This is a genomic window from Moorella glycerini (assembly GCF_009735625.1).
Taxonomy (GTDB): domain Bacteria; phylum Bacillota; class DSM-521; order Neomoorellales; family Neomoorellaceae; genus Neomoorella; species Neomoorella glycerini.
In genome coordinates, this window is the sequence record NZ_CP046244.1 from 623665 (window position 1) to 640136 (window position 16472).

Consider the following 16472-nt stretch of genomic DNA (forward strand, 5'->3'; position numbering starts at 1 on the left):
GGCCCCGGGATATAGAACTATGGCGTCGAGAAGGATAAAGGGCTCAAAATATCCGCCTTCCTGGCCCGGGCGCGGATGAGGATGGCCTCCAGGTAACCGGCATAGCGTTCCGGGTCCTGCAGGCAGGTGACTACCAGTTCATGATCCAGGCTGTTGATGCGGTCATTCATGGCCCGTAAGGCATCGATACAGTTCAGCAGCGCCCTTTCCACCGGCATCCGCTCAGGGTTGATGTCCAGGCCAAACCAGCCCTGGTAGCCATGCATCTTGAGGACGTAGAGGGCGGCCTCGGCCTGTTCCGGCGCTACGACGCCGACATTCAAATCCTGGTCGTAGTTACCCGGGGGCTGGCTGTTCCAGTGGGTATGCACCAGCCGGCCGTACTCCAGAGGCAGGCTCAACGCATAAGGCAAATCTTCATAACCCATGAGGACATGGCCGATCTCAGGGTTGAGGCCGACCAGGGTATAGCCCTGCTCCAGGAGTTGTTTATTCTCCTGGTTCTGCAGCAGCCTCTCAACCTTCCCGGCCAGCAAAACCCCCTCCGCGGTGGTGCCGTAGATTATTCTCCCCCGGGGCTCATACGGTTTTGGCTCAATGGCTACCCGTACCCCGGGCACAGCATCCATGGCTTCTGCCAGGCCGGCAGCGAAACGACGGCGCATTTCTATGAAATCGATACCAAAGGGGTTTTCATAGCCATCTATTCCGGGCCAGACAACCATGAACTCCGTCCCCAGTTCTTTATTTATTTCTAGTGTTTCTTTAACGCGCTGGATGGCCGCCTGCCGGGCCGCCGGCAGGGGTGAAGATAAAGACCCATGGCGGAACTGTTCTTCATAGAAAAGATTGGGTACTACCGTTACTACCTGCATCCCGGTATCCCGGCAAAAACCCTGGTAAAGGGGCAGGTTATGTTCATTGATCTCGTTGGGATAATGGGCCTCAATGCCTTCCAGGCCATATTGTTGCAGACCCGCGTACTTCTCCAGGCGTTCCTCAATGGTCAGTTCCCTGCCATAGCGGGTATGAAAACGGCTGTTGCTACCGGAAAAGAACCATATGCCGGCCGAAAAGCGAAGTTTTAGCTCAAAATTTTGCAAGTGCCGGATTAACTCTGCTGGCGAACGGCGGTTAGTTTGATAGCGTAAATCCTGCAATTTTTCTCCCTCTTTTCTGCCCCGGTTGCCCCAGTTTACCGAAAACGGTTCCTGGGACTAATTATATTGTAATATAAGGTTATGTTTAGCATCAAATGGTGCATATACCGGAATCGGTTCCGGTTAGCTAATATATTTCGCCATTTAAATTAAGATTCCTGCTTTTCCTTAACACTTTTATAAAAAATTTTTCAGACAGGTGTTAAATTATACTTAACCGAATATACTACCCTTTTGCGCCGCTTTTCCTCCACATCAACTCCGCTTTTGTGTCCGTTTTCGCAATTAAATATTATTTAATTTCCTGGATAAAATTCCCGGTTGGCGTGGGCAAAAAGGTCTAAAACCTCCTCAAAATCCAGATGATGCCCGCCTTTTAGAAGGGCAACCGTAGCGGCCGCTTCCCGGGGATCGGGGTGATCCACAGGGGCGTCGGAGCCGGCTAACAAGCGGATGCCTTTGTCCCTCATGAGCCCCCAAGCATAGGCTGTTTTCATCCGCTCCGGACCCAGCCTGCGCACGGCCCAGGACATTTCCCGGGAAAAGATGGGCTGTATACAGACGGGGATCTCGAGCGCCGCCAGGGCCTCCAGCTGCTCCTCCCGGGCGTACTGGACGTGCTCCAGGCGGTCCAGGGGGTGGCGGCTCTGCCGCACAACGCGCAGGAATTGGTCCACGGCCCTGTCCCCGATGGCGTGGGCGGCTATGGGCTTACCTTTGCGGTGGACCTTTTCAACCAGGGAAAGGAGGGCTGCATCACTGTGATTAAGCAGGCCGTAGTTACCGGGATCGTCGGCGTATTCCTCTGTCAGGGCGGCGGTACGGGCGCCCAGGCCCCCGTCCAGGAATACCTTGAACCCCAGGGCCTCATCCAGTAGCCCGAACTCCACCGTGTAGAAATCCACTTTCACCTCCTGCTCAAGACCCTCAAAGAAGGGACGCTTGTGCCGATCCATTCCCATATCGATGACTTTAACTATCCCCAGTTTCTTAAGCTCCCTTAAGCCCCGGGAGAGGATGTCTCCCGGTTCCAGGTTTAGCCTGGCCACCAGGGTCTTAAGAAGGTTAAATACTTTGGCTTCATGGAAGAGCCCGTTTTCCGCGAAAAATCCCAGCCCCTGCATGGCGGCCGTATTGGCTGCAGCCAGGTGCAGGCAGGTCCGTATTATTACTACCGGCGTCGAACCAAAGGCACGGTCCAGGAAGGCCCTTGCGGGGATAATCTTTTCGGCCAGGCTTTCCTGGTTAAAACGTACCCCTACAGCCCACCCTGCAATCAGACGTGACTTCAGCGTTTCCACCAGATCGTCAAGGTTTGAGCATTTTTCCAGGCTGGCGAAGTGATTGAAGAGGGCAAATTCCCATACATGACAATGGGCGTCCACATATCCCTGGCGGCGGATCGTTTCCTGATTCATGTTTATCCCTCCACCCTAAGCTTAAACTCAATGCCCCGCTTGTTCAAGGGGCAAACTTTCCATTATTACCTAAGTCATTTCTCCTCTTACCCGTCTTTCGCGCGTAGACAGATGCATCAACTTATAATCCACAGCAGGCTGTTTCATAGTCATAAACCGCCTCTCCGGCAAGCAAATGTTAAATTATGCTTAACCCCTTATCCCCCTCTATTCCTCCGCTTTTTCTCCCCATCAACTCCGCTTTTGTACCCGTCTTCACAATTAAATATAATTTAACCCGGATGTCAATGCTTCCAAAAATATGTTATAATGATTAAGAGATTAAGAAAAAAAGGTGGTCCTGTGCCAGCAAATGCAGGCAATCCCGGCCACCCAGGCAGGTGGAACGGATGATATACAAGCCAGAATTAACCCTGGAAGAGATGCAGCGGCAGGCTTTATTAAAGGTTGGAGGTGATTACAAACAAGTGGACCATGGAAGTAGCTGTTGAAACCCACCTGTAGAAGGTGTTGGTCAACACCAGGAAGCAAATACTGAAAATTGTCTGGTTTGCAGCGGGAAACTGGAATACCTTGAATTTGGCAAGGAATTTACGTGCATGCAATGCGGCGCAAAAGAGACGGGTTATGTTTATTGTCCGGGTGGTCATTATATCTGTGATAATTGCCACGGCGAAAATTTGTTTAGCGCTATTTTAAATTTAATGCTTTCTGCAAAAGGTACTAATCCTTTGTCCATAGCTGAAGAAATAATTAAACAAGTTCCTCTTCCCATGTTAGGATGCGAACATGCCTGGATTGCTGCCGGAGCCCTTTTGTCTGCCATCAGAAATCATGGAAAAATCGAAGTCACAAATGGCCAAATTACCGAAGCACTCAACCGGACCCGTAGGCAAGCCATTGGTGCCTTTTGTGGCCTGACGGGCGTTTGCGGTGTAGCTCCGGCGATTGGGGCTTCCTTTAGTGTTATTCTCGGCGCCGCCTGCCCAAAGGACCAGGAAACCGCCACCACCATGCGTGTTGTCTCACGGGTCATAGAAGCTATCGCCGACCAGACCGGCCCCTGTTGTTGTAAAAACTTCGTACGGACAACATTAACATTGAGTTGCCAGTTAGCTAAAGAGTATCTCGGGATTGCATTGCCGCATACCGAAAAAATAGTATGCCAGGATAGTCACCGTCATCCCCACGGTTGTAGAAAAAACAAATGCAACTACTACCTTATAGAGGGGGAAAGTCGCCATCAAATCAAATAGCCCGATTGGAGTTTAAGACGAAAAACAACCGGAGCAATGATTATGGCGTCTAAGGTTAAAAACCCGCCTTCCTTTATGAAGGCGGGCAAAATATTATTAAACCGCACCCCGGACAGGGGTTGAGTAAGTAGATTAAAGATACAGTCCTTGCTTGATTAAGTCACATATTTAAGTCGGATATTGACTTAACATCCCGGGTCTGTTAATGTAAGAATAGCCTTGGGGCTGGCGGTCGCAGTCACCCGCCTGAACAAAACAAGGAGTGATTCTCTTGCGTTACAAACTCTTTCCTTTCATAATGGTTGCCTTCGTGGTGGTTTTGCTCCTCTCTAACACGGTAGCCGTCAAGGTAGCAAAATTGGGACCCTTCTTTTTCGACGGCGCCGTAATTTTATTTCCCATCTCTTATATCTTCGGTGATATTTTAACTGAGGTTTACGGCTACAAGCGCAGCCGGGTAGTAGTATGGACGGGTTTTATAGCCTGCCTGTTTATGTCCTTTGTCTACTGGCTGGTAGGGATACTTCCTGCCGCCCCTCCCTGGGGAGGCCAGGAAGCTTATCAACGGATCCTGGGGCAAACACCCAGGATAGTTATGGCCAGCCTGGTAGCCTTTTTCTGCGGTGAATTTACCAACTCCTATATCCTGGCCAAACTAAAAATCTTCACCCGCGGCCGGTGGCTGTGGACCAGGACCATCGGCTCTACCATAGCCGGCCAGCTGGTGGATACTGCCCTGTTTATCACCATCGCTTTTGCCGGTATTATGCCGGGAACGGTACTGCTACGCATGATAATGACCAATTATTTCTTCAAGACCACCTATGAGGTCCTGGCAACACCCCTGACCTACGCCGTAACTGCCTGGCTTAAAAGAGTGGAAAACGAGGATTACTACGATTTTAAAACCAACTTTAATCCCTTTATGGTAACTATGGAGGATTTGAGATGATGGAGTTTGAAGCATTAGGAAAGGTCGTCCGCGAACCGCGTAAAAAGCTGGAAGTATTTCCTAAGCCGGCTAACGTAAAAACCGTCATACTCGAATCTGACGAAGTAACTAGTCTTTGCCCGGTAACGGGGCAGCCGGACTGGGAAACGGTAGTCGTGGAATACGCCCCCGCCAAATACTGTATTGAATCTAAAAGTTTCAAGCTTTACCTGTGGAGCTTCCGGGAGGAAAGCGTCTTTTGTGAAGCCCTGGCCGATACCATTGCCAGGGACATTTACCAGGCCTGCTCGCCCCATTGGTGCAAAGTAACTGTAATCCAGAAACCGCGCGGGGGAATAAAAATAACTGCGTCAGCATTTTATGGCGAGGGCAATTAAAGGCCGGTGCGACCCATACATTTAAAAGCGACCTGGAACCAGGTCGCTTTGTATTTAATTTGTCGTGGAAGGTATTACACTTAAAGGAAGATCTGCCGGGCCTTCCCTGACCTCATCATTAAAGCGGGTCCCGGCCGCCAGGAAGGAGGCATTCACCAGTCCGGACCCCTGTTCCTCGGGTGTTAAACCCGGCAGCCTGGTGGCCGTACTAGTGATGGTCTTCACTACCTGCCTACCGGATATGCGCCCCTCCCGGGATAAAACCAGAGCGGCGACACCGGCCACATGGGGACAGGCCATGGAAGTACCGCTCATGGCCCGGTATTTACCGCCCGGGTAGGTGGAAGAGATATCGACGCCCGGAGCGGCTACTGTTACTTCCGGACCCCGGCTGCTAAAGCTGGCCAGGTTATCCTTCCGGTCAATAGCCGAAACGGCGATGACACCGGGATAACGCGCCGGGTACATGACGCTGTTTTCTTTCCCCTCATTGCCGGCGGCCGCCACCAGGACCATGCCGGCCTGGACGCACTGGCGGACGGCCTCTTCCAGGGCCTGACTCGGCCGGGTGGTGCCGAAACTCATGTTGACGACCTGCATCTTGTTCTGCAACGCCCAGTCCAGGCCGGCAATGATCTCGGATATATAACCGTTGCCCCGGCGGTTGAAAATCTTGACGGCATAAATCTCCGCCCGGGGGGCTACCCCCACCACGCCGAAATCATTATTTACGGCCGCAATAATGCCGGCCACATGGGTGCCATGGCCGTTGCCGTCCCCGGCCTGCCAGCCGGGGAATTTGATATTCTTGGTACCACGGATATTAGCCTTAAGGTCGGGGTGGCCGGCATCAATCCCTGTATCCAGGACTGCCACCTTCACCTTCTCCCCGGCGGCCTCCTGCCAGGCCTTTGGTGCGCCAATACGTTCCACTCCCCAGGGGATGGTCTGCTTCCTTTGCCACATCCTGACTGCCGGCAGGGCTACTGTCTGGACCTGGAAATCGTCTTCAATTAAAAGGACATCCGGGTGTAAGCCCAGCTCTGCGAGGGACTGGCCCCGGTCCGGTAGCCGGACTACCAGGGCATGCACCAGGGGTAATTCCCGTACCACCCGCCCGCCCTTTTTCAGGACTGTATCATGACAACTGCTCAAGGGCCGGTGCTTGTGGAACATTACAATCTTCCGGCTGCCGTAATTATCGCTACCCACCCGGGACAGGGAAACACCGGCCATCGCTACTACGCCGGCGTAATAAGCCAGCAAAACAGGCCACATGTCTAACCCCTCCGTAAATGGAAGTGATCTGCTGCATTTTATGCATTGCTGCCGCAAGAGGTTCAAAAATGCCACCCGGCCTGGAGGAAATTTTTTTCTCTTTTACTTTTAACCTACAGCCCTGCAGCTGCATATGCTAAGTCTAGAAAAGGTCCCGACAAAGGGAAAAGGAGGGTATTTTTAATGACACAAGAGTTATTGTGGTGGTTTATTATTATCATCCCAGTTATCATTATCATCCCCATCATCTTCCTGTTTTTCTTGTTCCCGTTAAATGCCAAATAGGAGGAATTCTTAATGGGCGGCCACGGTTTTAACTTCTGGTGGTTTTTTATTCCCATTATCGTGATTATCATCATCTCCATCTTCTTCCTCTTCTTCATCATTCCCCTCAATGCTGCCAATGCATGAGCGGGAAAAACCCCGGCCCCGCCGGGGTTTTAATATAAAGGCCCCGGGTTGCTAAACCCGGGGCCGCTGTAATTTTGTAGCGGTTGAAGGGGTAAGCCGTTTGTTGACCACCCAAAAGGGGAGATTGGGTTGTCATGGATAACTACCACTTAGTTAGTTATTGCCAGCTTTTGAGAAACTCCTGGATATCCGGCGGCAAGGGTTGGCCGTTATTAATCTCCACCGCCATCCCTTCAATTAGCTGGGCAAGCTGCTTCTTCATCTCCAAGCTCAGATCTTTGGTCATGTTGTTAACAAATTCGGCCATATCCGCCTGGCCATCCGGGAACATGGCAGCAGGGTCAATACCCGCTTGCGCCATTATTTCCTGCACGACAGCAGGATTATCGGGTGTTATGCCCATTTCTTTAAAAACCTGTCCCAGAGATTTCCCGTTAGTAGCCGCTTCAATTAGACGCCGGCGCAGGGCATCAAGATCAGCACTCATTGGCTTCACCTCACATAAAATTTACCCTTGATCATTATATGCCCTGCCGTAGCCTTTAGTGCCGGCCATGTATTATTTTCCCGCCGGGGCTATATTGGCTGCCAGGACGCCGGCGAACCGGCCGTCATCAGCGCGGACAGGAACAGAGACGGTAATGGCCACCCGGTTGGTGCTCTGGGTCACATAGGGCTCGCTGGCATAACGTTCACCCCGTACGGCCGCCTGGAACCAGGGCCGGAAGGACCAGTTGGTAACTGCCGCAGCCGGCCGGTTATAAATAGTTGCCCCGTCCGCGAGGGTAGCAATTAAGGTCTGGATAATAGCCGACTCACTGAAAGCGGCGTCAAGAAGCGGCGCCAGGGTGGCGGCTTCCATTTTCTTAACAGCAGGATCGGCGGCCAGCTTTTCCAGCACGGCATAACCCTGGTTAACAAGTTCCCGGCGCAGCTCCTGGTCCCAACCGTCCCGGGTAAAATCGGCGGCCATGGTAAAGAAATTCTGGGCCATGGCCGTAAACTGGCGCGTATTTTCTTCCACTACCGCCATGGTGGCCTTTTGTTCCTCCGTCGCTGCCGATACTTCTTCAATGCTGGCCGCCGTTTCCTGGGCCACGGCCGCCATACGGCCAGCCGCCTCGCTTACCTCCCTCACCCTGGCCAGCTGGTTCTGGGCCTGATGGCTGATGTTGATCATGACTTCAGCGGCCTTATTAATGGCCTGGCTTACGGCCATAAAATTCTCTTTTACCTGGTTTCCGCGCTGGAGGTTGCTCCGGACCAACTCGACGTTTTTGTCCACCTGGGCCGCCGTCTGGCGCGCCTCTTCACTAATGGCTGCCGCCAAGGAGGTTATATTCTGGGCGGCCGCCGCCGATTGTTCGGCCAGTTTCCGCACCTCTTCGGCCACCACGGCAAAACCGCGGCCCTGCTCGCCGGCCCGGGCGGCTTCAATGGCGGCATTCAAAGCGAGCAGGTTGGTCTGATCGGCAATGGCCGTGACAGCCTGGACCAGGGTATTGATCTGCTCCATTTTCGTTTCCAGCTGCCGCATGCGGCCGGCCGCCTCCTGGATGGAAGCGGCCCCGGCCTTGATTTCCTGGAGTAACTGCTCCAGCAGCCGGCGACCTTCCTCTTCCTTGCTCCTCACTTCCATCCCTAGCTCCGTCCCCAGCCCGGCCCGGTCGCTGATATCTTCCGCCAGGTTGTGTAACGTTTTGATATTTTCCGCCACCTTCTGGGCGGCACCCGCCTGCTCGTCGGCACCGCCGGCAATCTCCTGGATGGCTGCCGTCACCTCTTCCAGGTTGCGATAACTGGTACCGGTGCTTTCCTGGAGATTGCGGGAAAAATAGGACAGCTCATCGGCGGTACGCTGCATGCGACCCACCAGGCGGTAAAAACTGTCCAGGACGGCAGTTACCGGTCCCTGGAAACTCTCCCCTAATTGCGCCCCGGTCAAAGATTGCTGGGCCCGAACCGGGTCGCCTTCGCCAAGTAAATTAAGAAACTGCATGACCCGCTGCAGGGGGCGCATCCATTTTATGTAAAGATTAAGGAGGATAACCAGGCTTAAAATTAGACCCAGAGCCCCGGCGACAATAGCGGGTAAAAGGAGCATTTGCCAGTTAACACCCTGAACGGCAACTAAAGCAGTACCAACCGTCCCCGGGCCTAGAGCCAGAAATAGTAAAAGGATGAAATAAAGAAGTTTGGTGCGGAAATTAATTACCAACTCCTCCACCTCCCGGCATTATTCTTTATATTACCACATTTTTCTGCCTTTGCCTAGATAAAACTTGGTCAGGGCATATGGTGGTCAGGCATTGGCAGATGCCAGCAGGAGCAGTTACGGCCATTTCTTGGCCAAAGGATCTGCTGCCGGCAGGCGAGCGGCCAGTTCGGCAGCCAGTCGTCCCGGTTCCAGGTCATGGTAGGCCAGCAAGACCAGGGTGTGGTAATAGAGGTCGGCCAGTTCGTATAAAAGCTCCCGCCAGCTGTCGTTTTTAGAGGCAATGATGGTTTCACTGGCCTCTTCGCCGATCTTTTTCAGGATTTTATCCTGGCCGTTATTAAAGAGATAGGACGTGTAGGAGCCTTCCGGCCGGGTAGCCTGGCGCTCTTTAATCACCCGGAAAACTTCAGCCAGGACGGTCCCCAGATCCGCAGTTACGGGTCCAGCTCCAGCGGGGTGATCGGCAGCTGCGCTTCCCGCAGACGGCCGGGCTCCAGCTTGATGCTGACCTAATTTGCCGCTACCTTCCTGGCCGGGGACATTTTGGGCAGCCTGGCCGGCATCCCGGGTCGCCGGCATTTTCCCTCCAGTTACCCTGGGGGCGCTTACTTGTAATGCTAAGGGATGGTGAAAACAAGAAAATTCCCCTTCATGGCAGGCCACCCCTACCTGGCGGACCTGGAAGAGCAAGGCATCGGCGTCACAATCGTAGCTGGCATTGACAATATACTGGCGGTGGCCCGAGGTGGCTCCTTTATGCCAGAGTTCCCGGCGGCTGCGGCTATAAAACCACGTCTCGCCGGTGGCCAGGGTGCGGGCCAGGGCTTCCCGGTTCATATAGGCCAGCATCAGCACCTGGCCGCTTCCTACATCCTGGATAATGGCCGGTATTAAGCCGTCGGCATTAAAGCGAATTTCTTCAGGTATGGTGACACTCATAAGCAAATATCCTCCGAATATAGCATACTTCGTATAAGGGCATGTGTCACACGCTCAAGGACCACGCATCTTCCTGCTCTTATAAACGTATGGGCACGCCGCGCCCGGCCAGGTAACGTTTGGCTTCCTCTATAGTGTAAGTGCCAAAGTGAAAGATAGAGGCCGCCAGGACGGCGTCGGCCCGGCCTAGCGTTAAACCCGCATACAGGTGCTCTAGCTTCCCCACGCCGCCGGAGGCAATTACCGGGATGCTGACAGCTGTGCTTATGGCTGCCGTCAGTTCCAGGTCATAGCCTTCTAAAGTACCGTCGCAGTCCATACTGGTGAGCAGGATCTCCCCCGCCCCCAGCTTCTCCACCTGCCGGGCCCACTCCAGGGCGTCTTTTCCCGCCGGCCGGCGGCCGCCGTGGGTATAAACCTCCCAGCAACCGGTTCCGGTACGGCGGGCATCGATGGCCACCACCACGCACTGGCTACCGAAACGCCGGGCGGCCATGGCCACGAGACTAGGATCCTGTACGGCGGCCGTATTCAGGGAAACCTTGTCGGCCCCGGCGGCCAGCATGCGGCGAATATCTTCCAGCGTGCGCAGGCCACCCCCTACGGTAAAGGGGATAAAGACCTCCTCCGCCGTCCGCCGGGCCACGTCGACCATAATCTCCCGGCCTTCGGCCGAAGCCGAGATATCCAGGAAGACTAATTCATCGGCACCGGCGCGGTCATAGGTAGCTGCCAGCTCTACCGGGTCCCCGGCATCCCTTAAGTTTAAAAAATTGGTTCCCTTAACTACCCGCCCGTGATCCACATCCAGGCAGGGAATAATCCGCCTGGTAAGCATTTTAAACCTCCTCCCCGGCCACGGCCAGGGCTTCCTCCAGGGTAAAGTTGCCGTTATAAAGGGCCCGTCCCAGGATAGCCCCTTCCACGCCTTCCCTTGCCAGGCCCCGCAGGGCACGGAGGTCGTCCAGGCTGGCAATACCACCGGAGGCAATAACTTTCAGGCCGCTCCTCCTGGCTACCTCCCTGGTGGCGGCAAGATTGGGGCCCTGGAGAGTGCCGTCGCGGCTAATATCAGTAAAGATGGCCCGCTTTACCCCCAGGGCGGCCATGCGGCCGGCAAAGTCAAGGGCCCTTTCCTCCACCGTTGCCGCCCATCCTTCCACGGCTACCATCCCTTCGCGGCTGTCAATACCGACGGCCACCTGGTCGCCGAAGCGCACAACAGCCTCAGCAACTATCTCCGGGTTGGTGATGGCTACCGTCCCCAGGACGGCCCGGGCCGCCCCGGCAGCGAGCAGGTCCTTAAGGCTTTCCAGGTTGCGGATGCCACCTCCCACCTGGACCGGGATATGGACCTCTTTGATTATGGCCGCAATAACCTCCATATTCCGCGGCCGGCCGGCGAAGGCCCCGTCCAGGTCCACCACATGAAGCCAGCGGGCACCCCTGGCCACCCAGCCCCGGGCCACGGCCACCGGGTCGGTGGAGTAGATAGTCTCGGCTTCCGGCCGCCCCTGGTAAAGGCGCACGCAGCGCCCTTCCCGCAGGTCAATGGCAGGCAGAATCAGCACGGTTTACCAGCTCCCCAAAGTTTTTTAAAACCTCCAGGCCCCAGCGGCTGCTTTTTTCCGGGTGGAACTGGACCCCGAAGAGGTTGCCCCGCTGGATGCTTACGGCAAAGGTTAAACCATAATCCGTAGTACCGGTAACTATGGTTTTATCGGCGGGGTCAATATAATACGAATGGACAAAGTAAAAGTTCGTGCCCGTGGGTACCCCCTGGAAAAGCTCCCCGGCCTTAAGCAATTGCACCTGGTTCCATCCCATGTGGGGAACCTTAAGCCCTGGCGGCAGGCGTTTAACTTCGCCCGGTAAAAGGTTTAGACCTTCCACCGGGCCTCCTTCTTCGCTGGTGCTGAAAAGGAGCTGCAACCCCAGGCAAATGCCCAGGAAGGGTACACCCCGCTGCACAACTTCCCGGATGGCTGCTACCAGGCCCCTTTGCTGCAAACTGGCCATGGCGTCGGCAAAGGCTCCCACTCCGGGCAGGATAACGCCGGGAGCCGCTGCCACTACCCGGGGGTCTGAGGTTATCTCCGCCGGGTAACCCAGTTTGGCCAGGGCCTTCTGGACGCTCAAGAGATTGCCCATACCGTAATCGATAATAGCTAGCGGCCGCATTTCGCTTCCTCCGCAAATAACTTTGTCGCAGGCTGGTATTGTCTGACCCTTATCAGTCCAGGCTACCCTTGGTAGAAGGGGGGCCTTCTACCCGGGGATCGCGGCTGGCGGCCTCCCTCATGGCCCGGCCCAGGGCTTTAAAGAGGGCCTCGGCGACATGATGGCCGTTGCGCCCGGCGAGCTTTTGCACGTGGAGGGTCAGGCCGCTGTGGTTAACAAAAGCCCGCAGGAATTCCTCCAGCAGTTCTGTCTCCAGGCTGCCGATCCGGCCCGGGGGCAGGTCCAGGTTACAAGCAAGGTAGGGCCGGCCGCTGAAGTCCAGGGCCACCTGGACCAGGGCCTCATCCATGGGTACCAGGGCGCTGCCGTAGCGATTAATCCCGGCTTTATCGCCCAGGGCCTTTTTGATGGCCTCTCCCAGGCAGATACCGATATCTTCCACAGTATGGTGATTGTCAACTTCCAGGTCGCCCTCGGCCCATATTTTCAGGTCCAGGAGGCCATGGCGGGCCAGCTGGGCCAGCAGGTGATCAAAAAAGGGGATACCGCTGCTCCCCTGCCATTTGCCGCTGCCGTCCAGGTCGAGCTTAACGCGAATGCTGGTTTCTGTGGTCTGGCGCTCAATCAAGGCCTCGCGAGTCATTTCTATCCCCTTCCTGCAGCCGCAGCTCAATGGCCCGGGCATGACCCTCCAGGCCTTCGGCCCGGGCCAGGGCCTGGATCGAGCTCCCGGCCGCCTTCAGGTAGGCGGGACCGGCGGCAATGAGGCTGCTTTTCTTCATAAAAGTAGCGACACTTAAAGGTGAATAAAACCTGGCCGTGCCGCCGGTAGGTAAAACATGGCTGGGCCCGGCCCAGTAGTCCCCCAGGGGCTCGGAACTGTAAGGCCCCAGGAAAATCGCCCCGGCATTTTCCACCCGGCCCAGCCAGGACCAGGGTTCGGCCACGTACAGTTCCAGGTGCTCTGGAGCCAGGGCATTGGCCAGGTCCAGGGCGGCCTCGAGATGGGGCACTACCACGCACGCACCATAATTTGCCAGGGAGCGGGCAGCTATCTCCCGCCGGGGCAGGGTCTCCACCTGGCGGGCGACTTCCTCTACCACCGCCCGGGCCAGGCTGGCTTCCGGCGTGATCAGGACCGCCCCGGCCAGGGCGTCGTGCTCCGCCTGGGAGAGGAGGTCGGCCGCCACCCAGTCCGGCCGGGCGCCAGCATCGGCAATGACCACGATTTCACTGGGCCCCGCCAGCATGTCAATATCAACTGCCCCATAGACTTCCTTCTTGGCCAGGGTAACATAAATATTCCCCGGGCCGGCAATCTTAGCCACCGGGGCCACTGCTTCCGTCCCGTAGGCCAGGGCGGCTACGGCCTGGGCCCCGCCCATTTTATAGATCTCCCTTACCCCGGCCTCCGCGGCCGCCACCAGGAGCAGGGGCGGCAGGGTACCGTCCCGCCGCGGCGGCGTCGCCAGGGCTATTTCCTCAACCCCGGCCACCCGGGCCGGTACGGCGGTCATTAATACCGACGAAGGATAAGCAGCCGTACCGCCGGGTACGTAAAGGCCCACCCGCTTTAAAGGACGGCAGATCTGGCCCAGGATGGTGCCGCCGGCATCCGCCTCCATCCAGGAACCCCGCAGCTCACGGCGGTGGTAGGCAGCAATATTATCCCGGGCCTTTTGAATGGCCTCCCGCAGTTCAGGGGTAACGGCTTCATAAGCAGCCTTAATCTCCCCGGCCGTCACGCGGAAACCGGCCTTTTTGAGATCAACTCCATCCAGCTCACGGGTGTAACGTTCTACGGCTGCCTGGCCTTCCGCCCTGACAGCGGTAATAATATCCCGTACCCTCGCGGCTACATCGAGCTGGGCCAGCAGCCGGCCGGCCCAGCGGCGCCGCACTTCTTCACCCGCAAGAACAGGTAGCAATCCCGGCACCCCCTTGAGCAGCCGCCCGCCTTAAGGCTTCTATTACGGGCCGCAGGCGCTGGTAATTGATCCGGTAACTGACCCGGTTGGCAATCAAACGAGCGGTGGAGGGAAAAATGGGGACCACTTCCACTAGGTCATTTTCCTTTAAGGTCCGCCCGGTAGATACAATATCCACAATCAGGTCGGCCAGTCCCACCAGGGGGGCGAGCTCGATATTGCCGTGGAGCTTGATTATTTCCACCGGCAGGCCTCGCTCCTGGAAAAAGGCTGCTGCTACCCTGGGAAACTTGGTGGCCACCCGGCGGCTGCCGGCCAGCAGGGTTTCCAGGGACCGGCCGGCTTCTTCCCAGCGCTGCCGGGGCGCGGCTACGACAAAACGGCAATAGCCAAACCCCAGGTCCACCAGCTCAAAGACATCGGCCCCGGTCTCCGCCAGGGTATCCTTGCCGACAATCCCCAGGTCGGCGGCCCCGTGTTCCACATAGGTCGGTACGTCCGTGGGACGGCAGATCAGGTAACGTACCCGGTCTACCGGGAAAGTAAAGACCAGTTGCCGTGCTTCGGTGGCCACGCCATCTACCGGGAGCCCGGCCTGCTGCAATAACTGTAAGGCATCTTCGCCCAGCTTGCCCTTGGGCAAGGCCAGCGTCAGCACGTCGGTGACCATTTAAATGTTCCTCCGAAAATCGTATCTAATCCACCCAAACCAGGGCTAACCCCCGGGCGGCGGCCCGGGCCGCTGCTTCCTGGCGGTTTTGACTTTGCCCATCCATAATTACCGTTACCCCCGGCCGGCGCAATTCCCGCGCCCGGCCCAAAACTGCCGCCAGGTCCCGGCCCGCCACCAGGTAACCCTCACCCTGTCCGGCTCCCTGCCTCACGCACCGGGCCATGAGCACCCGCTCCAGTCCCAGGGCAAAGCCGGTGGCCGGGCAGGGGTAACCAAACTGGCCCAGCAGGCCATCGTAACGTCCGCCGCCGCAGACGGGTACTCCCAGGCCCGGTACATAACCTTCAAAAACGATGCCGGTGTAATAATCAAAATCCCGTAAAATACCCAGGTCAATGAAGAGCCACTTTTCCAGCCCGTAAGCTGCCAGCGCCTGCCATACCCTTTCCAGGCCGACCAGGGCGGCGGCCGCCCCGGTCTGGATAAAATTGGCCCGGGCTTCCTCCAGGGCCTCTTTACCGCCATGTAAAGTGGCGAGGAGTTCCAACTGCCGCCTTTTCGACCCCGTCAGGTTATACTCGTCGACCAGCCGCTCCAGCCCCACCAGGTCCTTGCCGGCCAGGGCTACTTTAATTCTCGCCACCGCCTCCTGGGGCAGGCCCAGGTCCTGGAGTACCCCCTTGGTGACGGCCACCTGGCCGATGCCCAAACGGAAGTCCTGCAAGCCGGCCTGCAGCAAGGTTTCTACCGCCAGGGCAATAATCTCCCCATCGGCCGCCACACCCCCGGCGCCAATAAGCTCCACCCCGGCCTGGTGAAATTCCCGCAGGCGCCCGGCCTGTGGTTCTTCATAGCGAAAGACCCTGGCGCTGTAACACAGGCGTAAAGGTAAAGCCTCACGCCGTAACGACGTAGCCACCAGGCGGGCAATGGGCGCCGTCATCTCCGGCCGTAAAGTGAGGACCCGCCCCTGGCGGTCGATAAATTTGTACAGCCTGCCTTCATCCCCGGCCGGAGACCCGGCCTGGAAGGTTTCCACAAATTCAAAAGTCGGGGTCAGCACTTCCTGGTAACCCCAACTTTGAAAGAAAGCCACCAGTTCCTGCTCCAGTTCCCTGAGGGCAGCCGCCTCTGCCGGCAGCAGGTCCCGCACCCCCGCCGGTACCTGGAGATTGTTCCAGTTGCCGGCCACTACCTTCACTCCATTGCTTTATCATGTTAACGTATTAACGTAATAATAACACAAGGAGTGACCTCTTGACAAAAACCGCCGGCCACGTCCAGAGGCCGGCAAGTCTGATTAAACCCCTTTATCTCCAGCCGGTTATCCCTGGCGTCAAATTACTCCCTTTTATCCAGGCGATCCAGGATGAGGTTGTAGCCGTCGGCGCCATAGTTTAAAAAACGCTTGACCCGGCTGATGGTGGCTGTACTGGCCCCTGTAGCGGCGGCAATGGCCGAATAGGTAACCCCCTGGCGTAAGTAGCGGGCTACGGCCAGGCGCTGGGCCATGGCCTTGATTTCAGCGGTAGTACACAGGTCTTCAAAGAAGCGGTAACATTCATCCAGGTTCTCCAGGGCTAATATGGCGCGAAAAAGTTCATCAACCTGGGGGTCCTGCAACTTATCCCGGCCCATAGCATACCCTCCCCCTAGATCAGATGTGAGAGGTGGGAAGTGA

17 protein-coding genes are annotated in these 16472 nt (G+C 56.4%); 3 read left to right on the forward strand and 14 right to left on the reverse strand.

Annotation, left to right across the window (positions count from 1 at the left end):
• Positions 1–17: 17 nt before the first annotated feature.
• Together MGLY_RS02995 and MGLY_RS03000 are read right to left on the reverse strand one after the other, a co-directional pair.
• Positions 18–1160, reverse strand: a complete 1143-nt coding sequence (locus MGLY_RS02995; protein WP_156271675.1) for a TIM barrel protein — start codon at positions 1158–1160, stop codon at positions 18–20.
• A gap of 296 nt (positions 1161–1456) precedes the next feature.
• Positions 1457–2578, reverse strand: a complete 1122-nt coding sequence (locus MGLY_RS03000; RefSeq protein ID WP_211662058.1) for an amidohydrolase — start codon at positions 2576–2578, stop codon at positions 1457–1459.
• A 422-nt stretch (positions 2579–3000) separates the two neighbouring features.
• Here MGLY_RS03000 and MGLY_RS03005 point away from each other — a divergent pair, with 422 nt between their 5' ends.
• The 3 genes from MGLY_RS03005 (at position 3001) to queF (ending at position 5163) form a co-directional block, all read left to right on the forward strand.
• Positions 3001–3834: a DUF5714 domain-containing protein gene (locus tag MGLY_RS03005; RefSeq protein ID WP_422880106.1), complete on the forward strand. Its 834-nt coding sequence runs from the start codon at positions 3001–3003 to the stop codon at positions 3832–3834.
• Positions 3835–4096: 262 nt separating this feature from the next.
• A complete protein-coding gene (locus tag MGLY_RS03010; protein WP_428846619.1) occupies positions 4097–4786 on the forward strand; it encodes a queuosine precursor transporter in 690 nt (229 codons plus the stop codon).
• Positions 4783–5163: a preQ(1) synthase gene (queF, locus tag MGLY_RS03015; RefSeq protein ID WP_156271677.1), complete on the forward strand. Its 381-nt coding sequence runs from the start codon at positions 4783–4785 to the stop codon at positions 5161–5163. The genes MGLY_RS03010 and queF overlap by 4 nt, the downstream gene beginning before the upstream one ends.
• A 54-nt stretch (positions 5164–5217) precedes the next feature.
• Here queF and MGLY_RS03020 read toward each other — a convergent pair whose 3' ends face one another.
• The 12 genes from MGLY_RS03020 to MGLY_RS03075 all read right to left on the reverse strand — a co-directional run bounded on the left by MGLY_RS03020 (position 5218) and on the right by MGLY_RS03075 (position 16429).
• On the reverse strand, positions 5218–6441 hold the full coding sequence (locus tag MGLY_RS03020) for a S8 family peptidase (protein ID WP_156271678.1): 1224 nt from the start codon (positions 6439–6441) through the stop codon (positions 5218–5220).
• 568 nt (positions 6442–7009) lie between these two features.
• Positions 7010–7339 carry a hypothetical protein gene (locus tag MGLY_RS03025; protein ID WP_156271679.1) on the reverse strand — a complete coding sequence of 110 codons (330 nt, stop codon included), beginning with the start codon at positions 7337–7339 and terminating at the stop codon, positions 7010–7012.
• Positions 7340–7411: 72 nt separating this feature from the next.
• Complete coding sequence (locus tag MGLY_RS03030) at positions 7412–9070, reverse strand: methyl-accepting chemotaxis protein (RefSeq protein ID WP_156271680.1); 1659 nt, start codon at positions 9068–9070, stop codon at positions 7412–7414.
• 114 nt (positions 9071–9184) lie between these two features.
• Positions 9185–10009, reverse strand: coding sequence for a phosphoribosyl-AMP cyclohydrolase (gene hisI / locus MGLY_RS03035; protein WP_156271681.1), 825 nt, complete (start codon positions 10007–10009; stop codon positions 9185–9187).
• A gap of 79 nt (positions 10010–10088) precedes the next feature.
• A complete protein-coding gene (gene hisF / locus MGLY_RS03040; RefSeq protein WP_156271682.1) occupies positions 10089–10847 on the reverse strand; it encodes an imidazole glycerol phosphate synthase subunit HisF in 759 nt (252 codons plus the stop codon).
• 1 nt (position 10848) lies between these two features.
• The gene (hisA, locus tag MGLY_RS03045) at positions 10849–11580 is read right to left on the reverse strand and encodes a 1-(5-phosphoribosyl)-5-[(5-phosphoribosylamino)methylideneamino]imidazole-4-carboxamide isomerase (RefSeq protein WP_156271683.1); all 732 of its coding nucleotides are present in this window, start codon (positions 11578–11580) and stop codon (positions 10849–10851) included.
• Entirely contained in the window at positions 11558–12190 is a 633-nt protein-coding gene (gene hisH / locus MGLY_RS03050; RefSeq protein WP_156271684.1) for an imidazole glycerol phosphate synthase subunit HisH, read from the reverse strand. Before hisH ends, hisA begins: the two co-directional genes overlap by 23 nt.
• 52 nt (positions 12191–12242) lie before the next feature.
• Positions 12243–12833 carry an imidazoleglycerol-phosphate dehydratase HisB gene (gene hisB / locus MGLY_RS03055; RefSeq protein ID WP_156271685.1) on the reverse strand — a complete coding sequence of 197 codons (591 nt, stop codon included), beginning with the start codon at positions 12831–12833 and terminating at the stop codon, positions 12243–12245.
• Positions 12811–14118: a histidinol dehydrogenase gene (gene hisD, locus MGLY_RS03060; protein WP_156271686.1), complete on the reverse strand. Its 1308-nt coding sequence runs from the start codon at positions 14116–14118 to the stop codon at positions 12811–12813. Before hisD ends, hisB begins: the two co-directional genes overlap by 23 nt.
• Entirely contained in the window at positions 14096–14788 is a 693-nt protein-coding gene (hisG, locus tag MGLY_RS03065; protein ID WP_156271687.1) for an ATP phosphoribosyltransferase, read from the reverse strand. Before hisG ends, hisD begins: the two co-directional genes overlap by 23 nt.
• Before the next feature lie 25 nt (positions 14789–14813).
• Positions 14814–15992, reverse strand: a complete 1179-nt coding sequence (hisZ, locus tag MGLY_RS03070) for an ATP phosphoribosyltransferase regulatory subunit (protein WP_170290903.1) — start codon at positions 15990–15992, stop codon at positions 14814–14816.
• Positions 15993–16132: 140 nt separating this feature from the next.
• Positions 16133–16429, reverse strand: coding sequence for a YerC/YecD family TrpR-related protein (locus MGLY_RS03075; protein ID WP_156271688.1), 297 nt, complete (start codon positions 16427–16429; stop codon positions 16133–16135).
• Positions 16430–16472: the final 43 nt, after the last annotated feature.

Excerpts from the sequence above, each read along its gene's own strand:
- MGLY_RS03000 (WP_211662058.1), bottom strand. The coding sequence starts at position 2,578 with ATGAATCAGGAAACGATCCGCCGCCAGGGATATGTGGACGCCCATTGT.
- queF (WP_156271677.1), top strand. The coding sequence starts at position 4,783 with ATGATGGAGTTTGAAGCATTAGGAAAGGTCGTCCGCGAACCGCGTAAA.
- MGLY_RS03020 (WP_156271678.1), bottom strand. The coding sequence starts at position 6,441 with ATGTGGCCTGTTTTGCTGGCTTATTACGCCGGCGTAGTAGCGATGGCC.
- MGLY_RS03025 (WP_156271679.1), bottom strand. The coding sequence starts at position 7,339 with ATGAGTGCTGATCTTGATGCCCTGCGCCGGCGTCTAATTGAAGCGGCT.
- hisI (WP_156271681.1), bottom strand. The coding sequence starts at position 10,009 with ATGAGTGTCACCATACCTGAAGAAATTCGCTTTAATGCCGACGGCTTA.
- hisF (WP_156271682.1), bottom strand. The coding sequence starts at position 10,847 with ATGCTTACCAGGCGGATTATTCCCTGCCTGGATGTGGATCACGGGCGG.
- hisH (WP_156271684.1), bottom strand. The coding sequence starts at position 12,190 with ATGCGGCCGCTAGCTATTATCGATTACGGTATGGGCAATCTCTTGAGC.
- hisB (WP_156271685.1), bottom strand. The coding sequence starts at position 12,833 with ATGACTCGCGAGGCCTTGATTGAGCGCCAGACCACAGAAACCAGCATT.
- hisG (WP_156271687.1), bottom strand. The coding sequence starts at position 14,788 with ATGGTCACCGACGTGCTGACGCTGGCCTTGCCCAAGGGCAAGCTGGGC.
- MGLY_RS03075 (WP_156271688.1), bottom strand. The coding sequence starts at position 16,429 with ATGGGCCGGGATAAGTTGCAGGACCCCCAGGTTGATGAACTTTTTCGC.